The organism is Paenibacillus sp. BR2-3 (assembly GCF_046529485.1).
Lineage (GTDB): Bacteria > Bacillota > Bacilli > Paenibacillales > Paenibacillaceae > Paenibacillus_AQ.
In genome coordinates, this window is record NZ_CP126311.1 from 138,022 (window position 1) to 163,289 (window position 25,268).

Here is a 25,268-nt window from a genome sequence, read left to right on the forward strand (position 1 = left end):
CCCCTGTCTTTTCTTCTTTCAGAAAGCCGCCCGAAAGGGTGGCTTTTTATTTTCTTAGAAGGTTTATCAGGGTGAAGGAAGCCGCTTCAAGAGGGCGTTATGATTGCATTCATAAGCGTTATCAATTAAGATAGCAGGAGAATTACCTCCGGCAGAAACGGTATTGGATTACTATTCGGATGCAGGAGAAGCGGACAACCACCGCGGTGACGAAAGGACGAACAGACATGGCTAAGAAAGTAAAAGTATCGGAATTGGTACAACATTTTCAACTAGAAGTCATTTCCGGGCAGGAGGGTCTGAAGAGGCTGATAACGGTTGATGATCTTAATCGTCCCGGGCTGGAGATAGCGGGTTATTTTGAATATTATCCGGAAGAACGTGTTCAGTTGCTCGGCAAGACAGAGCTGGCTTTCTTCTCCATGCTGCCGGAAGAAGAGCGGAAGAGCCGGATTCGGGGGATATGCAATGATAATACGCCTTGTATCGTTATCACCCGCGCCTTGGAAGTCCCGCAGGAGTTAATTGATATAAGTAATGAGAAGGGTTTGCCTGTACTGCGCAGTGCGATGGCTACCACGATTTTTTCCAGCCGTCTGACCAGCTTTTTGGAGGGTAAATTAGCACCGACTGCGACCATTCACGGGGTCCTGTGTGATGTGTACGGCGTGGGGATGCTGATTACCGGAAGCAGCGGTATTGGCAAGAGTGAGACAGCACTTGAGCTGGTAAAACGCGGCCACCGCCTGATTGCCGACGATGCCGTAGAAATCCGCCAAACCTCTGACAACCAGTTGCATGGTACAGCACCAGAACTGATTCGTCACCTGCTGGAAATTCGCGGTGTAGGTATTATTAACGTTATGACGCTTTTTGGTGCCGGTGCGATTCGTAACCATAAGCGTATTACGCTTGTCGTCAGACTGGAAGCCTGGCAGCAGGACAAGCAATATGACCGGCTTGGTTTGGACGAGGAAACAACACGTATTATTGACACGGATATTCCATTGGTAACCATTCCGGTGCGTCCGGGACGTAACCTTGCAGTTATTATAGAGGTAGCCGCGATGAACTATCGATTGAAACAAATGGGCTTTAATGCCGCGCTGCAATTTACCAATAAGCTTACTGCCACTATTTCTGAAGATATGGATGATATAGACTAGGAGTGTGAGAAGATGTTTCCATTAGCTTTAGATCCGATTGTCTTTACAATTGGATCACTGCCTGTTCACTGGTACGGTCTGATTTTAGGGTTTGGTGCACTAGTCGGTTTGTTTCTTGCCATCCGCGAAGGCAAACGTTTCGGAATACCGCAGGAGTTTTTCATGGATATGCTGCTGCTCGGCTTTCCCTCGGCCATTATCGGAGCACGGATTTACTATGTAGCTTTTAAATGGAATGATTACAAGGATAACCCAATGGACGTGTTCAAAATCTGGAACGGCGGCATTGCGATTTATGGAGCGTTGATTGGCGCAATTATTTGTGCAATTCTTTATTTTCGTTATAAAGGTTATCCGTTCTGGCGTCTGGTAGATATTTGTGCACCTGGGCTACTGGCGGGGCAAATGATTGGCCGCTGGGGTAATTTTGTGAATCAAGAGGCGTATGGTGGTGTTGTCGAGGAATCGTTCCTGCGCGACAAGCTTAATCTGCCCGATTTTATCGTGAACCAGATGTACATAGGAGATGCTTTTCACCATCCGACTTTTTTGTATGAATCACTGTGGAGCCTGCTCGGCATCGCTTTGCTGATGGTACTGCGCCGCCAGAAGTTTTTGCGTGCAGGAGAGCTATTTCTGTCCTATTTCATCTGGTACTCCATCGGACGTTTCTTCATTGAAGCTTTACGTACGGACAGTTTGGCTTTTAACGGGAGCACCGGTGTGGAAGCTCTTATAAATACCCTGTGGAGTCCTATGAAATGGCTGGGCTTTGAGCAGGGGTATCTTGATCCGGCTTACGGTAATGTCCGTATTTCCCAACTGCTGGCTTTGCTGATCATTGTTGCAGCGGTAGCCTTAATCGTGATCCGACGGGTGAGCGGACAGTCCAGGGCTCATTACAGTGACCCTATCCTTAGTTCCAAAGCAGCTAACGCGGATATAGTACTCCCGGTAGGTGCAGAAAATACGCCGCAAAAAGCTCCACATGGCAGCAACATCGAGGAAAAGAAGCCTGCCGGAGAAGACAAAAAGGAGTAGTAGAAGAGTATGATAGAATGCGTTCTTTTTGACCTGGATGGAACCATTGTGGACACGAACGAACTGATTATTAATTCGTTTATGCACGCGCTGAAGCAGAATGACCTTACAGCCCTAACCCGGGAACAGATTATTCCGCATATGGGGACGACACTCCAGCAGCAAATGAGAGTATTTTCAGGTCTGGAGGATGTTAGCGGACTGGAGCAGTCTTATCGTTCCTTTAATTATGAGCATCATGATTCCCTGATCCGATCGTTCCCGCATGTAAATGAAACGATGGAGGAGCTGCGGCGTCGCGGAATTAAGATGGGCATCGTAACGACCAAAATTCGTCCTACAACGATAAAAGCTCTGGAGATGTTCGATTTGCTTCAGTATATGGATACCATAGTGACTGTGGACGATGTTACCGAGCCCAAACCTCATCCGGAGCCCGTGCTGACTGCAGTCCGTAACCTGGGAGTGGATCTCCGCAAAACCCTCATGGTCGGTGATAGTGCCGTCGATATTCAATCGGCGAAGGCTGCCGGAGTATATGTGGCGGGAGTGGCCTGGTCACTCAAAGGTGAAGAGACGCTGCGCAAATACGAGCCGGACTATATCATCCATGATATGAAGGACATATGCCATATCGTAGAGCAGGGGACGAAGGAATTGTGAGAAAAGTAACCCGTTATCCCGTGGAAGGCCATAACTCGTTGTGGTATATTTACCGCACAGTCAGTCCATGGAAAGGTGTAAAAAACTTTATTTTTATCCAGATTGCCCGCTATTGTCCGGTTTTATCGCTTAAGAATTGGATTTATCGGCGGATTCTTGGCATGAAGATAGGGCAGCATACGTCGTTTGGGCTGATGGCGATGGTAGATGTGTTTTTTCCGGAAAAAATAACGGTCGGTGAGAATTCGATTATCGGTTATAACACAACGATTCTGGCGCATGAGTATCTCATTAAGGAATATCGCCTGGGTGAAGTTGTGATTGGTGAAAATGTGCTGATCGGTGCCAATTGTACCATTCTCCCCGGCGTAACTATCGGAGATGGAGCGATTGTAGCAGCGGGTTCAGTGGTTCATAAGGATGTAGCTCCCGGAGCTTTTGTCGGCGGAAATCCTTTGCAGGAACTGCGGTCGGCGTCATTGGCAAGAGATGTGGAAGATTTGTGAATATATGTATGGCCCCGAAGGATTGTTTTGCGTGTTGGAGCGCAACTCCTTCGGGGTTTTTGGCGTCATTATGAGAGTATCGGTGGGTGGCTGGGTTTCATAGCAACTTTCTTAAGGGTATGAGTATGTTATTCACTCTATAGTAGAGAAGGGGAATGCACTTGAATCCTGCAAAACAAGAAAGACTGCCCCAGCTGGATCTATTCAGGTCATTAGCTATTTTGGGCGTACTGCATGTGCACGCAACATCTTTAGCGGCTGGCGGGCAAGCGATAGATTCACCTTATTTTTACTGGCTGAACGGGATCAATATTTTCTTCAGGTTTGGTACACCATCGTTTATTTTTCTGAGCAGCTTTGTGTTATTTTACAATTACTACGGGCGGCCGGTTACCCGCAGTTTGATCGGCAACTTTTACCGTCGTCGACTGATCTATATACTGTTGCCTTATTTACTGGCTTCAATCGGTTATTACGGGCTTACGGTAAGTATAAACCAAACATGGGGGCGGAGTCCGGGGGAGCATCTGTACAGCTTTCTGGCAGCTCTGTTCACGGGGAACGCGTATACCCATTTGTACTTTGTTTTTATAAGCATTCAGTTTTATGTGCTTTTTCCGCTGGTGTTGAGGCTGCTCCAGACTTCCCGCCAACTCATCCGCTGGATTATTCCGCTGGGTCTTGCCCTTCAGTGGGGCTTCAGTATCTGGAACAAGTATCAGCTGCACTTGGTGGAAAAGGGCAGTGTGGCCCTTTCGTATTTTGCTTACTATTTGATGGGAGCTTATATCGCCATTCACTTCGAGGATATCAAATCGTGGCTGCTCACTCCATGGCATCAACTGCCTGGTCAACACAAGAGGCTGGTGGTGCTGCTCTGGGGCAGCTGGTTTATCGCCGCTTTTATCCATATGCAGCTTTGGTATGAGGGTCGGCATAACGGCGTGTGGGCCAACTCACTGTGGTACGAGCTGGCGTGGAATGTTCATACGATGCTGTCTGCGCTTGTACTTTTAAAAGCAGCGTTTCTTATATCCCGTGGAGCGCCCCGTGTAATCATTGCTTTTCTGACCCGGCTGGGGGAGTTATCCTTTGCTATTTATCTCCTACATCCGTTACTGCTGGCCATTTACCGGCGGTTCCGTTACAGCATTTCTCCGAAGTCGTTCACCTATGTTCTCTTTATCTATGGCGGTCTGGTTGTGGCGCTTGGCGGCAGCTGGCTGATTGTCCAATTTGCATTTCGCCGAATCCGTCTGGCGTGGGTGGCGTTCGGCAGTGTCCCGCGTTCACTTGCTCCTTCCCAGAAACCTAGCCCCGAGCATGCGTCAATTAGAAGGGTTAAGAATGGGGTAAGGATGACATCGGAGGATTCGCCCAAGGTGAAAATCGAAGGGTAAAATCGAAGGGTAAGGTTAAATAAAAAAGCGTCAGCTATTCTCCTTATTCGGGAATAGCTGACGCTTTTGTTGCTATATATCATGAACTAAAAAGAATAACGTAAGGTTGAGAAGGTGAAAAAGTAAAGGAGGGGGAGTTTGGAACTGTAGGAGCGACAGCGATCGCCTTTGTCCCCGGATTTAAACCATCAGAAGGCGGTACAAATCAAATAAATCTGGGGACAACAGCGGCCGGAAGTCCAAACATTCACCGCAGTTACATAAATCACCGAGCAGCACTTATCAGAATCTTTAGTTCAGTTTATATAGTTACCTATTCATTGGCGATTTCCCGTTGGAATTTGGATATGGCTTCATATTGACTCTCCAAACTGCGGAAAACGGAGATATAGATCGGAAGCAGTTGTTTGTATATTTTGGCATGCTCCTGAAGGGGCTTGTGCTGATGGGTCGAGCCAATCATATCAAATACGACGTCCAGGGAATCCGTGGCTCCGGTGGCGTACATGCCGAGCACGACCGCACCGAGGCAGGAGCTCTCAAAGCTCTCGGGAACGACGACCTCCTGATCAAAAATATCGGCCATCATCTGCCGCCATAACGAGGAGCGGGCAAAGCCGCCAGTAGCCAGAATCTGCTTGGGCCGCCCGATTTGCTCTTCCATGGCCAGCAGGACCGTATACATATTAAAAATTACGCCCTCCAGTACCGAGCGGATCATATGCTCCTTCCGGTGGTTCATCGTTAAGCCGAAGAAGGAGCCGCGTGCATCAGGATTCCATAGCGGTGCCCGTTCACCGGTCAGGTAAGGATGGAACAGCAGTCCGTCACTTCCCGCAGATACCTGTTCAGCAATACGAGTCAGCACATCGTAAGGATCAATACCGAGCCGCTTGGCCGTCTCCACCTCAGAAGCTGCGAATTCATCACGTACCCAGCGGAACAGCATTCCGCCATTGTTGACCGGACCGCCGATGACCCAAAGGTTCTCCGTCAGTGCATAGCAAAAAATACGTCCCTTCGGATCTACTGCCGGACGGTCTACAACCGTTCGAATGGCTCCGCTGGTACCAATTGTAGCAGCAACAACGCCAGGCTTAATCGCTCCTACCCCGAGATTGGAGAGTACGCCATCGCTTGCCCCTATTACAAACTTTGTTTCCGGCAGCAGCGAAAGCTTCTCCGCCATCCCAGGCAGTAATCCCTGCATAACGCAGGTGGTGGGAACGAGTCTAGAGAGACGTTCACTTGTAATGCCGGCAATCTCAAGTGCTTCCGTATCCCAGTCCAACTTCTCTAAATTCAGCATTCCCGTAGAAGAAGCGATAGAGTGGTCTACTACATATTCGCCGAACAGCTTGGCAAATACATATTCTTTGATAGATATGAATTTGTAGGCTTTATGGAAAAGTTCCGGTTGTTCCTGCCGGAGCCACATTAGCTTGGTAATAGGAGACATCGGGTGGATAGGTGTTCCGGTACGCATGTAAAGTTCATGACCGTTCAACTCGTTCTTCAGTCGCAGTGCACATTCAGCACTACGGTTATCTGCCCAGGTAATGCATCGGGTCAGGGGATTGCCCTCAGGGTCTATGGCTATAACACTATGCATGGCAGAGCTGAAGGAAACAAACCTGATTTGATCTGACTGAGTGCCGCTCTGCTGAATAACTTTTGAAATGGTGCTAATGACGGCTTGCAGGATTTGCTCCGGGTCCTGCTCCGCTACAGACGGTGAGGGTTTATAGAGCGGATAACCTTCATCGGCTTGAGCTGCAATGCTTCCATTCTCCTGAAACAAGACTGCCTTTGTACTTGTAGTTCCAATATCAACGCCAATCATATAGGGTGTGCTCATTCGGTCAGCCTCCTGCGATGTGAAGAGAAGCGGGCCGGACTGATGAATCAGCCGTCCCGCTCCGACATCGGATTTAGAATTTCATGTTCTTAGATTATCACGCTTAGAATCATAATGAAGGTCAATGCCACTACAGAGAGAATCGTCTCCATTACAGTCCATGTTTTGAGAGTCTGTACTACCGACATTCCGAAGAATTCCTTGATCATCCAAAAGCCGGCATCGTTGACATGAGAAAGTACCAGAGAGCCTGCGCCTGTGGCCAGAACAACCAGTTCAATATTAACACCCGTACTAACAGCAAGCACAGGGGCGACAATTCCGGCGGCCGTTGTCATTGCAACGGTAGCTGAGCCGGTGGCGACACGTATTAAGGCGGCAACAAGCCAAGCGAAGAAAATAATATTCACATGGGACTGCGTAGCAAGTGAAGCTATAGCCCCGCCAACGCCACTGTCGATGAGCACCTGCTTGAAGGCCCCGCCGCCGCCGATAATCAGGATAATCGTAGCTGTTGGTGCCAGGCATTCATTTGTAAAGCGTGAAATGTCTTCCTTCTTGAAGCCCCGTGCAAATCCCAGTGAGAAGAATGAGAAAACAGCCGAGATAAGCAGCGCAATAACTTCATGTCCGATGAATTTGGCGAAAGGAGTAAACCCATTAACGGCTTCAGGGTCAAGAATGTCAGCTACAGATCCGATAAGCATCAAAATAACTGGAAGCAGGATAGTTAGCAAGGTGATGCCAAAGCCCGGCAGCTCACGCACGCTTTTGGCAGCAAATTGCTCTGCCAGCTTAGCCGGCGGTTCAACCTGTATGCGCTTGCCTATATATTTACCAAAAATCGGTCCTGCAATAATAGCAGTAGGTAAACCCACAAGAATCGAGTATAGGATCGTTTTACCCAGATTTGCACCATAGGCACCAATGGCGATCATAGGCGCTGGATGCGGCGGCACCAGCCCGTGAACGGTTGACAGACCAGCTAGAATCGGAATCCCGATCTGCAGGAGAGGCATCTTTGTTTTGCGGGCAACCATAAATACCACTGGAATAAGCAGAATGACTCCGACCTCAAAAAATACCGGAATCCCTACAACGAATCCGACGAGCATCATTGCCCAGTGAACGCGTTTCTCGCCAAACCGGTCGACCAGCGTATTGGCTATACGCTCTGCGCCGCCGGATTCGGCCATCATTTTACCCAGCATCGTACCGAGACCTATGACAATGGCTATAGTTCCAAGAGTACCGCCCAGACCGCCGGTAATGGACTTGATTAATTTCGGGTATTCCATGCCGGCAACCAGACCCAGGAACATTGCAGAGATGAGTAAGGTTACAAACGGATTCCATTTGTATTTAGCGATAAGCATAACGAGAAAAACAATGACAAGCAATGTCCAAACCAACAGCGTCGTATTATGGCTAAGACCAAATAAACTATCCATAAAAGTAGTCCTCCTATAATTGAATTGGCATTATGGCAGCAGGCTTAAATCGTTACATTGTATACTTGTCGACAATATAATCCAAAGAAGTGGAGCATCATCTGAGAACAAGTGATATCTCCTAAACGATTTACCTGCCTTTAAGGTAGGCTGCGAATGAGTGTCTCTCCGGAATCTGCAAAGTACTCCTGAACAACCTTGCGAATGGTTTCCGCATTTCCGGAACGGAGCCCCTCGACAACTGTCCGATGCTTTTCCGCGACCCAGTTCATTCGTTCCTCGCCGCTTTCGAATCCTTTTTCGGTTGTAATTAGAATGACTGTCATGACAATATGGCGTATGCTGTTCCACAAATGCAGAATCCGTGTATGATTGGCCTCGCTGATGATGGCTTCATGAAAAGAAAAATCATGCTGGGCAAAATCCACAAAATCATTGTATTTAACAGCCAGCTTCATTTTATCGATAATCTGCTCCAGGTTCAGGATTAGACGTTCATGGTTGCCTTCCGCCAGCTTCTGTTGAGCGAAGCTCTCGATAAGGTAACGAACATCATACAATTCCTCAACATCCTTCAAGTTTAACCCGATAACAACAGCACCCATCCTCTCGAGGCGGATCAATCCCTCACCCGATAAAGATTTAAGCGCTTCCCTAACAGGGGAGCGGCTAGTACCGAACTCTGCGGCGATACGATTCTCGGAGAGAATCTCTCCGGGTTTAATCTTTTCGTTTATGATTTGCAGCCTGAGTTCGCAGGCGATGGATTCTCCGAGGGAAGCTCCCTGCAGCCAGGCGGGTGGGTATTGCATTTGACACGACTCCTCTATAGGCGATTGGTTGTATACTAAAGATGCAGATGATGTCTTTCATCGATTTTAGCATACAATGTCTTCATGGTTCCATGATTAGAGAGTCGGATCAGCCTTCCGTTACAACAGCGTGTCCACCGAATTCGTTCCGGAGCGCAGCTACAACCTTACCATGAAAGTTATTCTCCTCCAGGGAGCGGTAACGCATCAGAAGAGAAAGGGCAATAACCGGTGTGCTCGCTTCCAGATCAAGTGCAGTCTGTACCGTCCATTTGCCTTCCCCGGAGCTCTGCATCACACCCCGAATTCCCGATAGTTTGGGATCTTTGGAAAAAGCATTCTGCGTAAGCTCCATCAGCCAGCCGCGGATCACAGAGCCGTTCGACCAAACGCGGGCCACATCCTCGTAATTAAACTCAAAGCTGCTCTTTTCCAGCAGTTCAAAACCCTCGGCTATGGACTGCATCATGCCGTATTCGATACCGTTATGGATCATCTTCAGGAAATGACCACTGCCATTGCTGCCTGCGTACAGATAACCATGCTCAACTGCCAGATCCCGGAATAGAGGCTCGATTGTGGTGAAGATATTACGATCGCCGCCGACCATAAAGCAGGCACCGTGCTCTGCCCCTTCGGTTCCACCGGACGTACCGGCATCAAAGAAGTGAATTCCCTTTGCTCCCAGTTTCTCTGCGCGGGCGATGGATTCCTTATAATGAGAATTTCCGCCCTCAATAATAATGTCGCCTTCATCCAGCAGCCTGGCAAGTGTATCAATGACCCCTTCAACGATAGGGCCTGCCGGAACCATTACCCAAACTGTTCTGGGGCGCTCGAGCTTAGCTACCAAAGCTTCTATAGAAGAAGCCGGAGTCGCTCCATGCTCGGACAGTTGGATTCCTTTTTCTGGATTGATATCGCTTACCACAATTTCATGCCCATGGCCAAGCAGGTTCAATACCAGGTTATAGCCCATTTTTCCGAGACCGATCATGCCGAGTTTCATTACACATCAACTCCTTTAATTGTCTCACCATGCTTTGATGTATACTTGTATACAACTTAATTTGTATCTTACTCCCACCAGACTTGATTTGTAAAGATAATTTTGTAAGCGGTTCATATTTTATCGGCGTGGCTGTACGTTGGGAGGTAAGAACAGATATATTTTTGAATAGAAAGGATAAATGATATTCTATTAAGATAGGGACTAATTGACGAAAAAGAACCGTCCATGGTACGATGTTTCAGATGCTTTAATTTGCTACCACTTTACCATAGTAAAGTAAAATATGTTCCTGATAATTTCAATGAGGTGAATAATGAACATGTCCAAACCGAAAGGGTTCGAGAAACCGGCAGGTGTACGTGATTATCTCCCGCGTGCTGTGAAAAAGCTGCGCAAGATTGAGAATGATGTGTTGCACTGCATGAGCCGTTGGGGATACCAACAGATGATAACGCCAACTCTGGAATATTATGATACGGTCGGTGCAGCCAGTTCCACGTCCGACCAGAAGCTATATAAATTACTGAATAACCGCGGTCAGGCCCTGGTGCTCCGTTCGGAAATGACAGCTCCGGTCGCGCGTGTAGTGTCCTCACTGCTAAAAGATGAGCCGCTGCCGCTGCGTCTGTCCTACCACGCGAACGTTTTCCGTGCCATAGAGGAAGAAGCGGGACGGGAAGCGGAGTTTTTCCAGACGGGTGTAGAGCTGGTCGGTGATGATTCGCCCGAGGCGGATGCTGAAGTGGTTGCCTTGGCGATTGCTTCCCTGCAGGCAGCGGGAGTGAAATCCTTCAAAATCGCTATGGGCCATGTCGGTTTCCTGAACGGCCTGTTTCAGGAGGCGGTACCGGGTCTGCCTGAGGCTCAAGAGGAGCTGAAGAGTCATCTGCTCGGCCGGGATTATGTCTCGTTCCGCGACACGCTTCGGAAGCTTAACCTGCCTGAAGTGCAAAAGAATGAGCTGAACGGATTGCTGCGGCTGCGCGGCGGGAAGGAGATATGCGGCCAGGCGCTGGAGCTTAGCGGCCATAAGCTGGCTCGTACGTCCATAGAGCATTTATGCAAGGTGTGGGAGGTACTGGAGTCTTACGGAGTGTCGGAGCATGTGCTGATTGATCTTACCATGATAGGTGATTTCACCTACTACACCGGCATGACCTTTGAGGGATATGCGTCCGAGCTTGGGTTCCCGGTATGCAGCGGCGGCCGTTATGATAACCTGCTGCAGCAGTTCGGGCGGCCGATACCTTCTACTGGCTTCTCGCTCAAAACGAATCGCATTCTCGACGGAGTACCGGGAACACCGGAGGAGGAAGAGCTGCCCATCCTGGTCCAGTATGACATACTTCGGCGCCGGGAAGGACTGGAGGAAGCAGCGAGGCTGCGGTCCGGGGGTCATGTTGTAGTGACCCGCTTAACGGCCGGTCCGGAGGATCTCAGAGTCGTAAAGCGTCTGGATAATGACACGAATGAAGCGGAAGGTGAGCGCTTTGGAGAAATTTATACGTTCGTCACCTTCGTTAGTGAGCACGGCTGATAGCCGTATTAAGATAGAACGATACGAAGAGAGATTGTTGAGATGAGTAACATTTGCATCGGAAATGGAGACGATTGAGATGGCGCAGATATTGAAGGTGGCTATGCCAAAAGGCCGCATATACAACAAGGCTGCAGAGCTGTTCCGCTCCGCAGGTCTTCCTATTCCTCCAGACGGAGAGGCTTCCCGGAAGCTGGTTATTCCGCTGCCTGAGGCAGGCATGGAGTTTATACTGGCCAAGCCTGTGGATGTTCCTACCTATGTAGAGTACGGCGTGGCTGATATCGGTATTGTCGGCAAGGATGTCCTGCTGGAGGAGGACCGGGATGTGTACGAGCTTCTTGATCTCGGTATTGCCCGTTGCCGCATGTCCATTATCGGTTTGCCGAACTGGCAGCCGGGTATTCAGCAGCGTGTAGCAACGAAATATCCCAATGTAGCCTCCCGATATTTCCGGGAGCAGGGCCAGCAGGTGGAGGTAGTTAAATTGAATGGCTCCATTGAGCTTGCGCCGTTGATTGGTCTGGCCGACCGGATCGTGGATATGGTAGAAACGGGGCAGACCCTGCGTGACAATGGACTGATTGAAATGAAGAGCATATTTGAGATTACGAGCCGGCTTGTTGCAAACCGTGTCAGCTACCGGATGAAAAATGCAGAAATACAGCAGCTATGCGATCGCTTGCAGAGTGTTATAAGCGTGCCGGAGCTGTAAATTGTCCATAGAACCAAGAGGAGGAACAGCTGTGAAAGTCCAATCAAGCAGTGAATTCAAGCTCCAGCGTGAAGTGGAGTACGGGACACCGGAGCAGAATGAGGCCGTGAAGGGAATTGTGGCCGCCATTAAAAAGGAAGGCGACGCTGCGCTCCTCCGCTACACAGAGCGGTTCGATGGCGTTTCTCTTACAGCGGATGCCCTGCGGGTGACACCTGAGGAGCTGGAAGCGGCATACAGCCGGGTGGAGGAATCGTTTGTAACGGCCATTCGCGCAGCGGCGGTCAACATCCGTTCGTTCCATGCCAGACAGAAACGTAATTCATGGATGGATCTGCAGCCGGACGGTACAATTCTGGGACAGATCATCCGTCCGCTGAAGCGTGTCGGTGTTTATGTTCCCGGCGGGAAGGCGTCTTACCCTTCCTCGGTACTCATGAATGTCATTCCTGCCCAGATTGCCGGTGTGCCGGAGATTGTAATGGTGACACCGCCGGCAACGGGCGGCAAACAGGGAATTGATCCTTATATTCTCGTCGCCGCCGCAGAAGCGGGGGTACACGAAATTTACCGCGTGGGCGGAGCTCAGGCGATTGCCGCGCTTGCTTTTGGTACGGAGACTATTGAGCCTGTCGATAAAATATGCGGACCGGGCAACATCTACGTGGCCCTAGCCAAGCGTGAGGTGTACGGTGCGGTAGACATAGACAGCATCGCCGGTCCCAGCGAGATTGTCGTGCTGGCAGATGATTCTGCCGAGCCGGCTTATGTCGCAGCGGACCTGCTCTCCCAGGCGGAGCATGACGAAATGGCCTCAGCCATTCTCGTGACCCCATCGCAGGAGCTGGCTTTTGCGGTGGCCGCGGAGGTAGAGCGGCAGCTGCAGGAATTGCCGCGGCAGGACATCGCCAGGGCATCTGTGGAGAGTTACGGAGCGATTATCCTCGTGGAGTCCATAGCGGAGGGAATTTCCGTGGTGAACCGGCTGGCGCCGGAGCATCTGGAAATTGTTGCAGCCGACCCGATGGAGCTTGTGGGGAGCATCGAGAATGCCGGGGCTATTTTCCTCGGACCTTACAGCTCGGAGCCTGTCGGGGATTATTTTGCCGGACCGAACCATATTATTCCGACCAATGGAACAGCACGTTTCTCTTCGCCCGTGGATGTTGATGATTTCATTAAGAAATCAAGTCTCATCTATTACAGCAAGGAAGCGCTGCTGCGTGATGGACATCAAATTATTGAACTGGCGCGCCGCGAAGGACTGGAAGGCCATGCGCGGGCCATTGAAATCAGGCTGGAGAATGAAGGGAAAGGTGGAGATGGTAATGGAGAATAATCAGGAGCAGACAGTGCGTCAAGCGGGACTTAGTCGTACGACGAATGAGACGGACATCAAGCTGTCTTTATCTGTAGACGGGAGCGGCGTTTCGGAGCTTGAGACGGATGTCCCTTTTTTGAATCATATGCTGGATTTGTTCACGAAACACGGTCAGTTTGACCTGAATGTGCAGGCACGCGGGGATATCGATATCGATGATCACCACACCGTAGAGGATATCGGCATTTGTCTCGGACAAGCATTGCGTGAAGCGCTGGGTGATAAAAAAGGGATTAAGCGTTACGCCAGCGTATTCGTCCCGATGGATGAGGCCCTGGCGCAGGTAGTGATTGATATCAGCAACCGGCCGCATTTTGAATACCGGGCTGCCTATCCGTCCCAGCAGGTGGGGAGCTTTTCCACGGAACTGGTACAAGAATTTCTTTGGAAATTCGCACTGGAAGCACGGATTACACTGCATGTCATTGTTCACTACGGTTCCAACACGCACCACATGATTGAAGCGGTGTTCAAGGCACTGGGACGTGCGCTGGATGAAGCAACACTTATTGATCCTCGTGTGAAGGGTGTGCCTTCTACGAAGGGAGTGCTGTAGCATGGCTGTCGCAATCGTCGATTATGGCATGGGCAATTTGCATAGCGTCAGCAAGGCGATCGAACGTCTGGGTTACGAATGTCTTGTGACAGGGGATGCCGAGGCAATTCTGGCGGCGGAAAGCGTCATTTTGCCCGGTGTCGGCGCCTTTGGCGATGCGATGGAGCATCTTCGAAACAGCGGGTTGGATGCTGTAGTAAAAGAGGTAGCCGCCGCCGGGAAGCAGCCTCTGCTCGGGATTTGTCTGGGCATGCAGCTGCTGTTCAGCAGCGGGGAAGAGTACGGAACACACGAGGGGCTGGATATTGTGCCTGGTTCGGTCATCCGTTTTGACCCGAGAGAGGGCTATAAGGTTCCGCATATGGGCTGGAACAGACTGAGTTTTTTGCAGGGTGACAGTCCGCTGCTGGAAGGCCTTGAAGAGGGTCATGTGTATTTTGTCCACTCTTATCACGCGCTTGTAGAGCGGAAGAGTGACCTCATTGCAGTGACTGATTACGGCTATCCGGTTACAGCTATTGTCGGACGGGGCAACGTGTTCGGGATGCAGTTTCACCCGGAAAAAAGCGGGGAGCTTGGGATGCAGCTCCTGGGGAACTTTTTAAAACTTAAGAGCCATTAATCATGGCCCATAAACATATTGAACGAAAGCGGGGAGCGTCACATGTCTTCTTTTATTGTGTATCCGGCGATTGATATCCGGGACGGAAAATGCGTCAGACTGAAGCAAGGCGATTACAATCAGGAAACGGTCTATAATGACAGTCCTTTAAAGGTAGCCAGATCGTGGGAGGAGCAGGGCGGGCAATTCATCCACCTTGTGGATCTGGACGGTGCCAAGGCCGGTCATCCTGTTAATGATGCCATAATCGGCGCTATCGCTGCTAATGCAAATGTTCCCGTTCAGGTTGGCGGCGGCCTCCGCAGTCTTGCAGACGTCGAAAAGCTGCTGGGGCTCGGAGTCAGCCGTGTCATTATCGGCACAGCCGCTATTAACGACCGTGAATTCACGGAAGCTGTCCTGGGCAAGTACGGGGATAAAGTAGCCATTGGCATCGATGCCCGCAACGGATTCGTCGCTACCCATGGCTGGCTGAACACTTCGGAGACCCGTGCAGAAGACCTGGCCAAGCAGCTGGCCTCCAAAGGGGCAGAGACCTTTATCTACACCGACATTTCTCGTGACGGTATGATGCAGGGCCCCAATGTGGAAGGCATCCTCTCTATGGCAACGGCCAGCGGCACAACCGTTATCGCCTCCGGCGGAGTAACCACAATGGATGATCTGCTGCGCCTTAATGTTCACAGCGCCAGCGGCATCGGCGGAGCCATCGTCGGCAAAGCGCTGTACACCGGTAATATCGACTTGGCTGAGGCGCTGCAGGCATTGGGACAGAAGTAGCTATCCGCAAGAGTCATCGAACGCTGCTGCCGATGCTGCATGAAGACGGATTCAGACCGTTTGTTATGAATCGATGCCGCTAATTGTATTTCGTGCAATTATCTGCATCATTTAGCGTCCTCAGGTGCATTTAACTGCACTTCGTACAGCTATAAATGGGTCTATATAGTGTTGTAAGCATATTCCTCAGATTTAATTGTACGCAATACACTTAAATGCTAATTTTGTCAGTTCGATAGGCAAATAACTGCACGTTGTGCAATTAAGACCTGACGCGCGGACTGTTGTAATTTGTTCAGCCTTATATTCCTTATCGCAGACGGCGTGAAGCCCGTCGTCCCTTCAGGGGCCAAAAACGTGGAACACGAGGGTTTAAGGTTAAAGGTTTAAGGGTTTAAGGTTTAAGGGTTTAATCTTTTAATGTTTTCCCTGCAGGAGCGCCATTAGTTCAAGCGGTCCCGCAGGGATTAGCGATCATAGCACAATGTAATCTAAGGAGCGCTTTTATCCCGCCTGCGCCAAGTTCCGGGTGTCCAGAGGGCCGGGGCCCTTGGGGTCCCCCTTGGCTAAGGGGGATTTAGGGGGATCGAAAAAGCCTTTGCAAAAAAGGAGGGATTTATAATTATGCTGGCAAAACGAATCATACCCTGTCTTGATGTTAAAGACGGACGGGTTGTCAAAGGCGTCAACTTTGTGAATCTGCGCGATGCCGGAGATCCGGTGGAGCTGGCGGCACTGTACGACCGTGAGGGCGCGGATGAGCTGGTGTTTCTGGATATTTCCGCATCGGTGGAAGGCCGGGCTACGATGGTTGAGGTGGTACGGCAGACAGCCGGAGAAATCGCAATTCCTTTTACAGTTGGAGGCGGGATATCGACACCAGAGGATATGAAGACCATTTTACGTGCTGGTGCCGACAAAATCGGTATCAATACAGCCGCTGTAAACAATCCGCAGCTCATTCTGGAGGGTGCCCGCCGTTTTGGCTCACAGTGTATTGTCGTAGCGATTGATGCCAAATATAATGAGACTTGGGGCGAATGGGAAGTGTACACGCATGGAGGACGCAAACCGTCCGGAATACGTGCGCTGACCTGGGCTAAAGAGGTTGAACGATTGGGCGCGGGCGAAATTCTGCTTACCAGTATGGATGCGGACGGCACGAAGGACGGGTTCGATCTGAAGCTGACGTCGGCCGTATGTGATCTGCTGGGCATACCGGTTATTGCCTCCGGGGGAGCCGGGATGAAGGATCATTTTTACGATGTATTTACCAAGGGTAAGGCGGATGCCGGACTGGCGGCTACGATTTTTCACTATAAAGAAATTGCGATAAACGAACTTAAGGCAGATTTGAAGCAAAAAGGGGTGGAGATCCGATGAGTTACGAGGGAGGGAATACAGCCCTGAGCCGGGAAGAGATCTTGGAAGGAATACGTTGGAACGAAGGCGGCCTGCTGCCTGCTATAGTACAGGATGCGGCTAGCAAGGAAGTACTGATGATGGCTTATATGAATCCTGAATCGTTGCGGCTGTCGCTGGAGAGCGGACAGACATGGTTCTGGAGCCGTTCGCGGAATGAACTGTGGCATAAAGGTGGCACCTCAGGCAACACACAGGCCATTACCTCTATACATTATGACTGTGATAGCGATACACTGCTGGTTAAGGTGAATCCTGAAGGGCCTGCATGTCACACAGGGGCCACTTCATGTTTCTTCCGTGAGATTCCACTTGAAGGCAAACAGGCTGAAGAGGCTGGGGCCAAAGCAGCTTACGGGGAACGCTTCGCGGTGTTGGGCGAGCTGGAACGTGTCATTGCCGAGCGTGAAGCAGAACGTCCCGAGGGTGCGTATACTACCTATTTATTTGATAAAGGTGTCGATAAAATATTGAAAAAGGTAGGCGAGGAAGCTTCCGAAACCATCATCGCCGCCAAAAATAAAGACAATGCCGAGCTGCGCCTGGAAATCAGCGATCTTATGTATCATCTGCTGGTGCTTCTGCAGGAGCGCAAGCTGCCGCTGGACGAAATTATGGCAGAGCTCAGCGCCCGCCACGAGCGGCCGCGCCGCGATTAGAAGGGAGCCTTTTTCATGCATATCGATTATCATACTCACCATGAACGCTGCGGCCATGCGATAGGCAAGCTGGAAGAGTACGTGGAGCGCGGCATCGAGCTGGGGCTTGCGCAGCTGGGGCTGTCTGACCACCTGCCGCTTATACATGTGGACCCGGATCATTACTACCCGGAAATGGCGATGCCGCTTGCGGAGCTGCCCCGATATGTGGAAGAGTGCCTGGCGCTCAAAGAGCGCTACAGGGGGGTAATTGATCTGCGTGTCGGCTTGGAGGCGGATTATATTGAAGGCTATGAGGAAAAGATCCGTGACCTCTTAGCCCCCTATCCGTGGGATTATCTGATCGGGTCTGTTCACTTTCTTGGGGAATGGGATATTACGGATTTCCGGCAGGTTCATGGCTGGGAAGGCAAGGATGTCATGGAAGTGTACCGGCGTTATTATGATGCCGTAAGTAAATCGGCAACATCCGGATTATATGATATTATAGGGCATATGGATGTCATCAAACGTTTTGGATATGTCCCTGAGACTGAAGAGGGCCAAGCTGAAGTCAGAGAGCTTGAGTTCAGCGCTTTGAAAGCGATAGCAGCCAGCGGAATCGCTATGGAGCTGAATGCTTCGGGGTTGACTAAGCCTTGTAAAGAGATGTTCCCGGCTGAGCATGTGCTGGGGAAGGCTTTGGAGCTGGGCATCCCGCTTACACTGGGGTCGGATGCACATGATCCTGCTAAACTGGGTGAAGGACTGCCGGAAGCCCGCAGGCTATTGTGGGAGACGGGGTTTCGCGAGCTGGCCGTATTTGAAGGCCGCCGCCGCACCTCCGTGCCATTCAAGCTATAAAATAAAAAATCACGGGAGGGCATTATGCAGCATCATCAATTGCGACTTTTTTCCGGTTCGTCGAATCCGAAGCTGGCGGCAGATATTGCGGCCCGGCTTGGTGTGGAATTGGGGCAGATTAAGCTGACCCGCTTCAAGAGCGGCGAGATTTACGTGCATTACGAAGAAAGCATCCGGAACTGTGACGTATTTTTGCTGCAATCCCTCTCCCATCCCATTAATGAGATGTTTGTGGAGCTGCTGGTCATGATTGATGCAGCCAAACGGGCATCTGCCCGTACGGTTAACATCATTGTTCCGTATTATGGCTATGCCAGACAGGAGCGCAAATCGGCTCCGCGGGAACCCATCTCCGCCAAAATGGTTGCTGATGTATTAACGACAGCCGGGGCTACCCGGGTGATTACCATTGACCTGCATGCCGCTGCTATTCAGGGCTTTTTCAATATTCCAGTAGACCATCTTACAGCGCTCGACTTGATCAGCGGCCACCTGAAGCTAAAGGGACTTAATGATCTCGTTGTAGTCTCTCCGGATGCAGGCCGTGCCTCTATGGCCGAGAAGCTGGCAAGCCGGCTGAGTTCGCCATTTGCGATTATGATCAAGACAAGACCGACTCATAATGAATCAGTGATTACACATGTTATCGGAGATGTGGAAGGACGTACACCCATTATTATTGAGGATCTGATAGACACGGGAACGACTATAGTCAATGTGGTTGAAAGCCTGAAGGAACGAGGCGCCAAGAATAGTATTGTCTGCGCAACACACGGACTGTTCTCGGGACCTGCTCTGGAGCGGCTGGAGCATCCCGGGATTGATGAGGTAGTTATTACAGATTCCATTTTGCTGCCGGAAGACCATTCAAGCCGGTTTACCGTTTTATCCGTCGCACCGATGCTGGCGCAAGCCACCCATATTATTATCGAAGGCGGGTCTATCGATAAGCTGTTCAGAGACGCGGGAATTTAATATCCCCGTCTTTTTTAACGTCCATACTTCTTTCTCTGAATTTGGTGAATCCAAGGCCCCTTCAATTTGAGAATCCTGCCCGCACTTGTGGTATACTGTGTGAAGACAGCCGGGACCCTAAATGGAAACGGAACACGTTTAAGTTTGGAGAACCGGTAGGCCGCGAGGCACCGACCTCCTATTTTTCGTGAGGATAAGGAAGCTTACAAGGAGGTGCCTTGCTTCCATGATTGAGAGAACTTCAGAGCAGGATGTGAGCAACGGAAAGGTTATTCCCATCACTCTGGATGCCAATTTTTTCTTTGAAAGAGCCGTCCGGTCAATGGATCGCTTTCAATATGATAAGGCATTAAAAAATTTTCGCAAAGCAGTAGAATATGAGCCGGATAATCCGGTCAATCATTGTAACATGGCGGGTATATTATCAGAGATGGGCAATTATGAAGCTTCAAATGATATTTTGTCCCATGTGCTTGAGAATATTGACTCCGCCTTAACAGAGTGTCATTTCTATATGGCTAATAATTACGCTAATATGGAAAGATTTGAGGAAGCAGAACGTTGTCTGGTGAAGTACCTGGAGGAGGATGTGAACGGCGACTTTCTTCTGGAATCGGAGGAGCTGATGGAGCTTCTGAACTATGAGCTGGATCGTCCCGCCCCTCTTAACCGGATCAGAAGCCGGGAAGGTGTGGTGGAGCACGACCGTGCCAGAGCACTCCTTGAAGAAGGCAAGTTCACTGAAGCGGTAAAGCTGCTGGAGGATATTTTGAAGAATACGCCAGACTTTTTGGCGGCGCATAATAATCTCGCCCTTGCGTATTTCTATATGGGCCGGTTCGCCAAGGCCAAGGAGTCTATCGGGCGGGTGCTGGATCTTGCACCTGGTGATTTGCACGCACTTTGTAATCTGGCTATCTTCCTCCAGTACGAAGGTGCTCACGAACAGCTGGAGAGACTGCTGCGCATGCTTGAGGCAACCATCCCTTTCCACCAGGAACATGTTTTTAAACTTGCGACAACGATGGGTATTCTGGGCCGTCACAGAATCGCTTACGGGCACTTCCGCCGGCTGCTGAAGGATGAAGAGGTAGGCGGCGATGCCGGTCTCTATCATTACTGTGCAGCAGCGGCAAGCAACAGCGGGCTATATGCCGAAGCGCAGCGCTGCTGGCGGCAGGCCGGCAAGCTGGATCCGGAAGGAGTGGTCCCGCGGTTCTATCTGGCTCAGCTGCAGCAGGCTCAGAAAGAACATCAACCGGTTCCCCCTGTGAGCTATAACTACCAGTTGCCTTTTCAAGAGCAGTTGAAGCTGTGGAAGGATAACAAAGGCAGCTTCGCCGAGGAAGTGCGGACCAATCCGCTGATTCGCTCGTCGTTTTTCTGGGCGCTCCGCTATGGAGACTCCAATACGAAGCTGCAGGTGACGCAGGCCCTACGGTGGATTGAGGATGAAGAGATGTCCGAGGTACTGCGGGAAATTCTGGAGCAGCAGCCACTACAAGAGGATAAGCTTCAAGCAGCAGCCCTGCTTAGTTTGCAAAGGCTGACCGGTAAGGACACAGAGACGGAACCCCTTCTGGGAGAGGAACCCGTCTCCGCTCCCTGGCACAAAGTACAGCCGGAATGGAAAGAGGACTGGCAAAGAATCATTGACCAGACCGTCGGCATGATGGACCGGAGGTATGATGCAGCCCAGAAGAAGGATGCAGAATTACTATGGAAGCAATTTGTGGGCAATCTATATCCGGATGTTCCTTTTTTCCGCCATGCCGAAGGATGGTGCGCCGCCCTGGAGTATTTAACAGCGAAGCTGCACAGCCGGCCGGTCACCTACCGTGAAGTGGCGCTGCGTTATGGAGTGTCGCCGTCCATGGTAAGCCGTTATGCGCGGCGCATGGATGAAGAATGTAATATCAAGCAAAGCGTGACTGAACGGTTCCCGCCGTTTACTGAAAATATATAAAACCCCTTGTGAGGAGGCCACTGTTATGTACAAAACGATTGTAATCGGAACAGGCCCGGCCGGGCTGACTGCCGCCATCTATTTGGCGCGTGCCAATTTGAGCCCGTTGGTGATTGAAGGTTTGCAGCCGGGCGGACAACTGACAACGACTACGGAAGTGGAGAACTTTCCAGGCTTCCCCGAAGGGATTCTGGGTCCTGATCTCATGGATAACATGCGCAAGCAGGCGGAGCGTTTCGGTGCCGAATTTAAAAACGGCTGGGTGGAGTCGGTGGATTTCTCTAAGCGGCCATTCAAAGTAACCGTGGATGGATTAGGTGTACTGGAGGCGGAATCGGTCATTATTTCGACGGGTGCTTCTGCCAGATACCTGGGGATTCCAGGTGAGCAGGAGAACGTTGGACGCGGGGTCAGCACTTGTGCTACCTGCGACGGATTTTTCTTCCGCGGCAAAAAGATTATCGTGGTGGGCGGGGGCGACTCTGCAATGGAGGAAGCCAGCTTCCTGACCCGATTCGCTTCCAGCGTAACCCTGGTTCACCGCCGTCCGGAGCTCCGCGCTTCGAAGATCATGCAGGACCGAGCGCGCGATAACAGCAAGGTAGTGTGGGCGCTTAACCGTACCCCGCTTGAGGTAGCAACCAGTGATACCGGCGTAAAAGGGCTGATGGTGCGCAACAATGAGACAGGTCTCGAAGAGCTTGTTGAAGCTGACGGGGTGTTTGTCGCTATCGGCCATACGCCGAACACGGCTTTCCTGGGCGGACAGATTACGACGGATGCCAATGGTTATATCGTTGTAAACCCAGGCACGACAGAAACGAACATTCCTGGCGTTTTCGCTTGCGGCGATGTGCAGGATACCCGTTACCGTCAGGCGATTTCTGCTGCCGGAACCGGCTGTATGGCGGCAATGGATGCGGAGAAGTTCCTGGAAGGCACGATGGTGCATGACTGGAGCGAATCACTCGATAAATAATCAATAACGCAATGTAGGAGCATAGTCTCTATGTAATTGCGATCAAAATACAAGGCTGTCCTCCAAGCTGTAAAAAGCGAAGGGGACGGCTTTTTCGCATTCTTTTTGACTTTGTGACTGGGATCACAATCCCCTTATAGGGCCTGTGCTAATCTGATATTGAGAATAGTTCTCAGACAAAGGAGAAGAGGTATATGGAAAAGGTGCTGAATATGGAAGAGTCCATATTGGAATTGGCGACCCGGCATCCGGAGGTCATAGGGATTATGGTTGAGCTGGGCTTTCGTGATATTGCGAAGCCGGGAATGCTGCAGACCGCAGGCCGCTTCATGACGTTATCCAAAGGAATCAAGATTAAGAAAATGGACCTCAATACCGTTAAGCTAACGTTTCAGAGTCATGGCTTTAAGGTTCTTGAATAGATGATTTAGACCTCAAAAAGGAGAGGAAATAAATGAGCGAACTGATAAACAATCGTGAATTGGATGTACCGGAGCAAACCCGCCGCCAGGCGATGCTGAAGGAAATTATCAAGGAGCTGCACGCCGGCAAAAGTGTAGATGAAGTGAAGGCGCGGTTTGCCGAAGCGGTGGGGGACGTAACGGTAGCGGAAATTTCCGCTATGGAGCACTCGCTAATGACAGAGGAAGGCATTCCGGTTTCCGAGGTGCAACGTTTATGCTCGGTGCATACGGCCATCTTTAAAGGCTCGATTGAGGAGATTCACCGTTCATCCAAGTCGGAGGAACAGCCGGGTCACCCTGTGCATACGTTCAAGCTGGAGAACCGGGAGATTGAGCGTTTGGTCAATTTCCGTCTGGCGCTCCATGCCGATAAGTTCCAGAAGAACGACAGCGAGGATATTATTTTCAAGCTGCTGGAAGATTTGAATCTGCTGCTCGACCTCGATAAGCACTACAGCCGTAAAGAAAATCTGGTCTTTCCTTACCTCGAAAAGTACGGCATTTATGGTCCGACCAAAGTAATGTGGGGCGTCGATGACGGCATCCGCAGTATGATAAAGGGAGCCAAGACGCTGCTGAGCAATTATAACGGGGACAAAACAGAGATTGGCGCACAGCTTGCTCTTATTATTACGGAAGTCAATGAAATGATCTTCAAGGAAGAGAATATTCTTCTGCCGATGGCGCTGGATAAGCTGACCGAGGATGAGTGGGTCAAAATTGCCCGGGAGAGCGATGAGATCGGTTTCTGTCTGACCGCGCCGGAGCGAGAATGGATTCCTGAGCGTGCCGGTGAGCCGGAAGGTGGCGAAGAAGCCGTCCAGTCTGAAGAAGCAGGTACCGCTCCGCAAGGCTTTATCCGTTTTGAGACAGGTCTTCTGTCTCTGCATCAGCTGGAGACCGTTCTGAATCATCTGCCGGTGGATCTGACGTTTATTGACGAGAATGATGTCGTCCGTTATTTCTCCCATGGTAAAGAGCGCATTTTTGCCCGGACCAAAGCCGTCATTGGCCGTACCGTTCAGAACTGTCACCCGCCGCAAAGTGTGCATGTCGTAGAGAAGCTGCTGGAGGATTTCAAGGCCGGCCGAAAGGATGCGGAGGACTTCTGGATTGTGATTAAAGATAAATTCATCTATATTCGTTACTTTGCCGTTCGCGACGCGGAGGGGCGCTATATGGGAACCCTGGAATTTACGCAAAATATTGCCCCGATCCGCGCGCTGGAGGGACAAAAGCGTATTTTGTCGGAATAGCATAGTTTCATAGAACGAGAACGACTTCCTTGCTGCATAGGCAAGGTTGTTTTTTTGGGGAAATAAGAATGCAGCCACGCCGTTTCCCCTTCCAGAAACTTATTGTATAATAGCTTGTCCGGGTGTGCCGCCTTTCCTTGACCGCAGAGGGGGCTTCTATTATAGTGGGTACGTAGGATTAACTATTTTAGCATAGAAAAAGGTGGCTTGTTACATGTCTGAAAATATCTACGTTGGCGTGGATTTGGGCGGAACCGCAATCAAGGTTGGAATCTGCAACGCCGAAGGGAACCTGCTGCACACTTATGAGGGACCTACAGGAACAGCGGACGGCGTCGATACCGTCATCGATAACATCGAGAAGTATGTGCGTCAAATTGTGGAGGACTCACCTTACACATGGGATCAGCTTGCCGGTGTCGGAGCGGGAGTAGCCGGGTTTACGAATATCCGTGAAGGAATCATCATTCTTGCGCCTAACATAGGTTTTAGAGATGTGCCGATCCGTGCCATTCTGGAGGGTCGATTGAATAAGCCTGTCAAAATAGACAACGACGCGAACGTAGCTGCACTCGGTGAAGCCTGGAGCGGCGCGGGGCAGGGGATTGATAATTGCGTCTGCTATACGCTGGGAACCGGAGTGGGCGGCGGAATTATTGTTAACGGCAAAATCTATCAGGGTTTTGGCGGTCTGGCTGGCGAGCTGGGTCATATTTCTGTAGTTCCTGATCTGGAAGCGATTCAATGCGGATGTGGAAACATGGGCTGTTTGGAAACCGTTTCCTCGGCAACCGGCATTATTCGTATGGCAAATGATGCGGTGGCGCGCGGCGACCGGACCTCTCTCTCTTTGGTAGAAAAGATTGCGGCGAAGGAAGTATTCGATGCGGCAAAAGCAGGCGACGAGGTTGCGCTGCGCATTGTAAACCGTTCGGCTTTTTACCTGGGCAAATCCATGGCGGCTGTAGCTGCGGTGCTTAACCCTGAAGTGTTCATCGTCGGCGGCGGTGTATCCAAAGCAGGCGACATTCTGTTCGAAGAGGTTCGCCGTGTGTTCGCCAAGCTGGCACCAGCACCGCTTCAGACAGGGGTATCCATCATCCCGGCGAAGCTGGGCAATGATGCCGGAATCGTCGGCGCTGCCGGCCTGCTGCTTCGTTCTTAGAACACAACGCAATTATTTTAATCATATACTATAATCTGG

The 25,268-nt window shown here is 50.6% G+C and carries 24 protein-coding genes; 20 read left to right on the top strand and 4 right to left on the bottom strand.

Annotation, left to right across the window (positions count from 1 at the left end; translation table 11 throughout):
• Positions 1 to 227 precede the first annotated feature (227 nt).
• The 5 genes from hprK to PaeBR_RS00725 all read left to right on the top strand — a co-directional run bounded on the left by hprK (position 228) and on the right by PaeBR_RS00725 (position 4,776).
• Complete coding sequence (hprK, locus tag PaeBR_RS00705) at positions 228 to 1,166, top strand: HPr(Ser) kinase/phosphatase (RefSeq protein WP_410513034.1); 939 nt, start codon at positions 228 to 230, stop codon at positions 1,164 to 1,166.
• A 12-nt stretch (positions 1,167 to 1,178) separates the two neighbouring features.
• Positions 1,179 to 2,207, top strand: a complete 1,029-nt coding sequence (gene lgt, locus PaeBR_RS00710) for a prolipoprotein diacylglyceryl transferase (RefSeq protein ID WP_410513035.1) — start codon at positions 1,179 to 1,181, stop codon at positions 2,205 to 2,207.
• A gap of 9 nt (positions 2,208 to 2,216) precedes the next feature.
• A complete protein-coding gene (gene ppaX, locus PaeBR_RS00715) occupies positions 2,217 to 2,870 on the top strand; it encodes a pyrophosphatase PpaX (protein ID WP_410513036.1) in 654 nt (217 codons plus the stop codon).
• A complete protein-coding gene (locus PaeBR_RS00720; RefSeq protein WP_410515028.1) occupies positions 2,864 to 3,376 on the top strand; it encodes an acyltransferase in 513 nt (170 codons plus the stop codon). Before ppaX ends, PaeBR_RS00720 begins: the two co-directional genes overlap by 7 nt.
• 155 nt (positions 3,377 to 3,531) lie before the next feature.
• Positions 3,532 to 4,776 carry an acyltransferase gene (locus PaeBR_RS00725; protein WP_410513037.1) on the top strand — a complete coding sequence of 415 codons (1,245 nt, stop codon included), beginning with the start codon at positions 3,532 to 3,534 and terminating at the stop codon, positions 4,774 to 4,776.
• Between the two features lie 313 nt (positions 4,777 to 5,089).
• On the opposite strand, the gene gntK is transcribed toward PaeBR_RS00725, so the two are convergent.
• The 4 genes from gntK to gnd all read right to left on the bottom strand — a co-directional run bounded on the left by gntK (position 5,090) and on the right by gnd (position 9,906).
• Positions 5,090 to 6,634, bottom strand: a complete 1,545-nt coding sequence (gene gntK / locus PaeBR_RS00730) for a gluconokinase (RefSeq protein ID WP_410513038.1) — start codon at positions 6,632 to 6,634, stop codon at positions 5,090 to 5,092.
• 89 nt (positions 6,635 to 6,723) lie between these two features.
• The gene (locus PaeBR_RS00735) at positions 6,724 to 8,085 is read right to left on the bottom strand and encodes a gluconate:H+ symporter (protein ID WP_410513039.1); all 1,362 of its coding nucleotides are present in this window, start codon (positions 8,083 to 8,085) and stop codon (positions 6,724 to 6,726) included.
• A gap of 140 nt (positions 8,086 to 8,225) precedes the next feature.
• Positions 8,226 to 8,897 carry a GntR family transcriptional regulator gene (locus tag PaeBR_RS00740; protein WP_410513040.1) on the bottom strand — a complete coding sequence of 224 codons (672 nt, stop codon included), beginning with the start codon at positions 8,895 to 8,897 and terminating at the stop codon, positions 8,226 to 8,228.
• A gap of 109 nt (positions 8,898 to 9,006) precedes the next feature.
• The gene (gene gnd, locus PaeBR_RS00745; RefSeq protein WP_410513041.1) at positions 9,007 to 9,906 is read right to left on the bottom strand and encodes a phosphogluconate dehydrogenase (NAD(+)-dependent, decarboxylating); all 900 of its coding nucleotides are present in this window, start codon (positions 9,904 to 9,906) and stop codon (positions 9,007 to 9,009) included.
• A gap of 322 nt (positions 9,907 to 10,228) precedes the next feature.
• Between gnd and PaeBR_RS00750 the strand changes: the two genes are divergently transcribed.
• The 15 genes from PaeBR_RS00750 (at position 10,229) to PaeBR_RS00820 (ending at position 25,229) form a co-directional block, all read left to right on the top strand.
• Positions 10,229 to 11,446, top strand: coding sequence for an ATP phosphoribosyltransferase regulatory subunit (locus tag PaeBR_RS00750; RefSeq protein WP_410513042.1), 1,218 nt, complete (start codon positions 10,229 to 10,231; stop codon positions 11,444 to 11,446).
• Between the two features lie 79 nt (positions 11,447 to 11,525).
• Positions 11,526 to 12,161: an ATP phosphoribosyltransferase gene (gene hisG, locus PaeBR_RS00755; protein ID WP_410515029.1), complete on the top strand. Its 636-nt coding sequence runs from the start codon at positions 11,526 to 11,528 to the stop codon at positions 12,159 to 12,161.
• A 31-nt stretch (positions 12,162 to 12,192) separates the two neighbouring features.
• A complete protein-coding gene (gene hisD, locus PaeBR_RS00760; RefSeq protein WP_410513043.1) occupies positions 12,193 to 13,500 on the top strand; it encodes a histidinol dehydrogenase in 1,308 nt (435 codons plus the stop codon).
• Entirely contained in the window at positions 13,490 to 14,098 is a 609-nt protein-coding gene (gene hisB / locus PaeBR_RS00765) for an imidazoleglycerol-phosphate dehydratase HisB (RefSeq protein ID WP_410513044.1), read from the top strand. Before hisD ends, hisB begins: the two co-directional genes overlap by 11 nt.
• 1 nt (position 14,099) lies before the next feature.
• Complete coding sequence (hisH, locus tag PaeBR_RS00770) at positions 14,100 to 14,720, top strand: imidazole glycerol phosphate synthase subunit HisH (RefSeq protein WP_410513045.1); 621 nt, start codon at positions 14,100 to 14,102, stop codon at positions 14,718 to 14,720.
• A gap of 42 nt (positions 14,721 to 14,762) precedes the next feature.
• Entirely contained in the window at positions 14,763 to 15,500 is a 738-nt protein-coding gene (gene hisA / locus PaeBR_RS00775) for a 1-(5-phosphoribosyl)-5-[(5-phosphoribosylamino)methylideneamino]imidazole-4-carboxamide isomerase (RefSeq protein WP_410513046.1), read from the top strand.
• A 624-nt stretch (positions 15,501 to 16,124) separates the two neighbouring features.
• Positions 16,125 to 16,883: an imidazole glycerol phosphate synthase subunit HisF gene (gene hisF / locus PaeBR_RS00780; RefSeq protein WP_410513047.1), complete on the top strand. Its 759-nt coding sequence runs from the start codon at positions 16,125 to 16,127 to the stop codon at positions 16,881 to 16,883.
• Entirely contained in the window at positions 16,880 to 17,581 is a 702-nt protein-coding gene (gene hisIE / locus PaeBR_RS00785) for a bifunctional phosphoribosyl-AMP cyclohydrolase/phosphoribosyl-ATP diphosphatase HisIE (RefSeq protein ID WP_410513048.1), read from the top strand. Before hisF ends, hisIE begins: the two co-directional genes overlap by 4 nt.
• A 15-nt stretch (positions 17,582 to 17,596) precedes the next feature.
• The gene (hisJ, locus tag PaeBR_RS00790) at positions 17,597 to 18,424 is read left to right on the top strand and encodes a histidinol-phosphatase HisJ (protein ID WP_410513049.1); all 828 of its coding nucleotides are present in this window, start codon (positions 17,597 to 17,599) and stop codon (positions 18,422 to 18,424) included.
• Positions 18,425 to 18,448: 24 nt separating this feature from the next.
• Positions 18,449 to 19,399 carry a ribose-phosphate diphosphokinase gene (locus tag PaeBR_RS00795; RefSeq protein WP_410513050.1) on the top strand — a complete coding sequence of 317 codons (951 nt, stop codon included), beginning with the start codon at positions 18,449 to 18,451 and terminating at the stop codon, positions 19,397 to 19,399.
• Between the two features lie 226 nt (positions 19,400 to 19,625).
• Positions 19,626 to 21,365: a tetratricopeptide repeat protein gene (locus PaeBR_RS00800; protein WP_410513051.1), complete on the top strand. Its 1,740-nt coding sequence runs from the start codon at positions 19,626 to 19,628 to the stop codon at positions 21,363 to 21,365.
• A gap of 25 nt (positions 21,366 to 21,390) precedes the next feature.
• A complete protein-coding gene (gene trxB / locus PaeBR_RS00805) occupies positions 21,391 to 22,344 on the top strand; it encodes a thioredoxin-disulfide reductase (RefSeq protein WP_410513052.1) in 954 nt (317 codons plus the stop codon).
• A 194-nt stretch (positions 22,345 to 22,538) separates the two neighbouring features.
• Positions 22,539 to 22,766 carry a DUF1858 domain-containing protein gene (locus PaeBR_RS00810; protein ID WP_410513053.1) on the top strand — a complete coding sequence of 76 codons (228 nt, stop codon included), beginning with the start codon at positions 22,539 to 22,541 and terminating at the stop codon, positions 22,764 to 22,766.
• A 32-nt stretch (positions 22,767 to 22,798) separates the two neighbouring features.
• On the top strand, positions 22,799 to 24,064 hold the full coding sequence (locus tag PaeBR_RS00815) for a DUF438 domain-containing protein (RefSeq protein ID WP_410513054.1): 1,266 nt from the start codon (positions 22,799 to 22,801) through the stop codon (positions 24,062 to 24,064).
• Positions 24,065 to 24,278: 214 nt separating this feature from the next.
• Positions 24,279 to 25,229 (top strand): ROK family glucokinase, encoded by a 951-nt coding sequence (locus PaeBR_RS00820; protein WP_410513055.1) that lies wholly within the window; start codon positions 24,279 to 24,281, stop codon positions 25,227 to 25,229.
• Positions 25,230 to 25,268 lie beyond the last annotated feature (39 nt).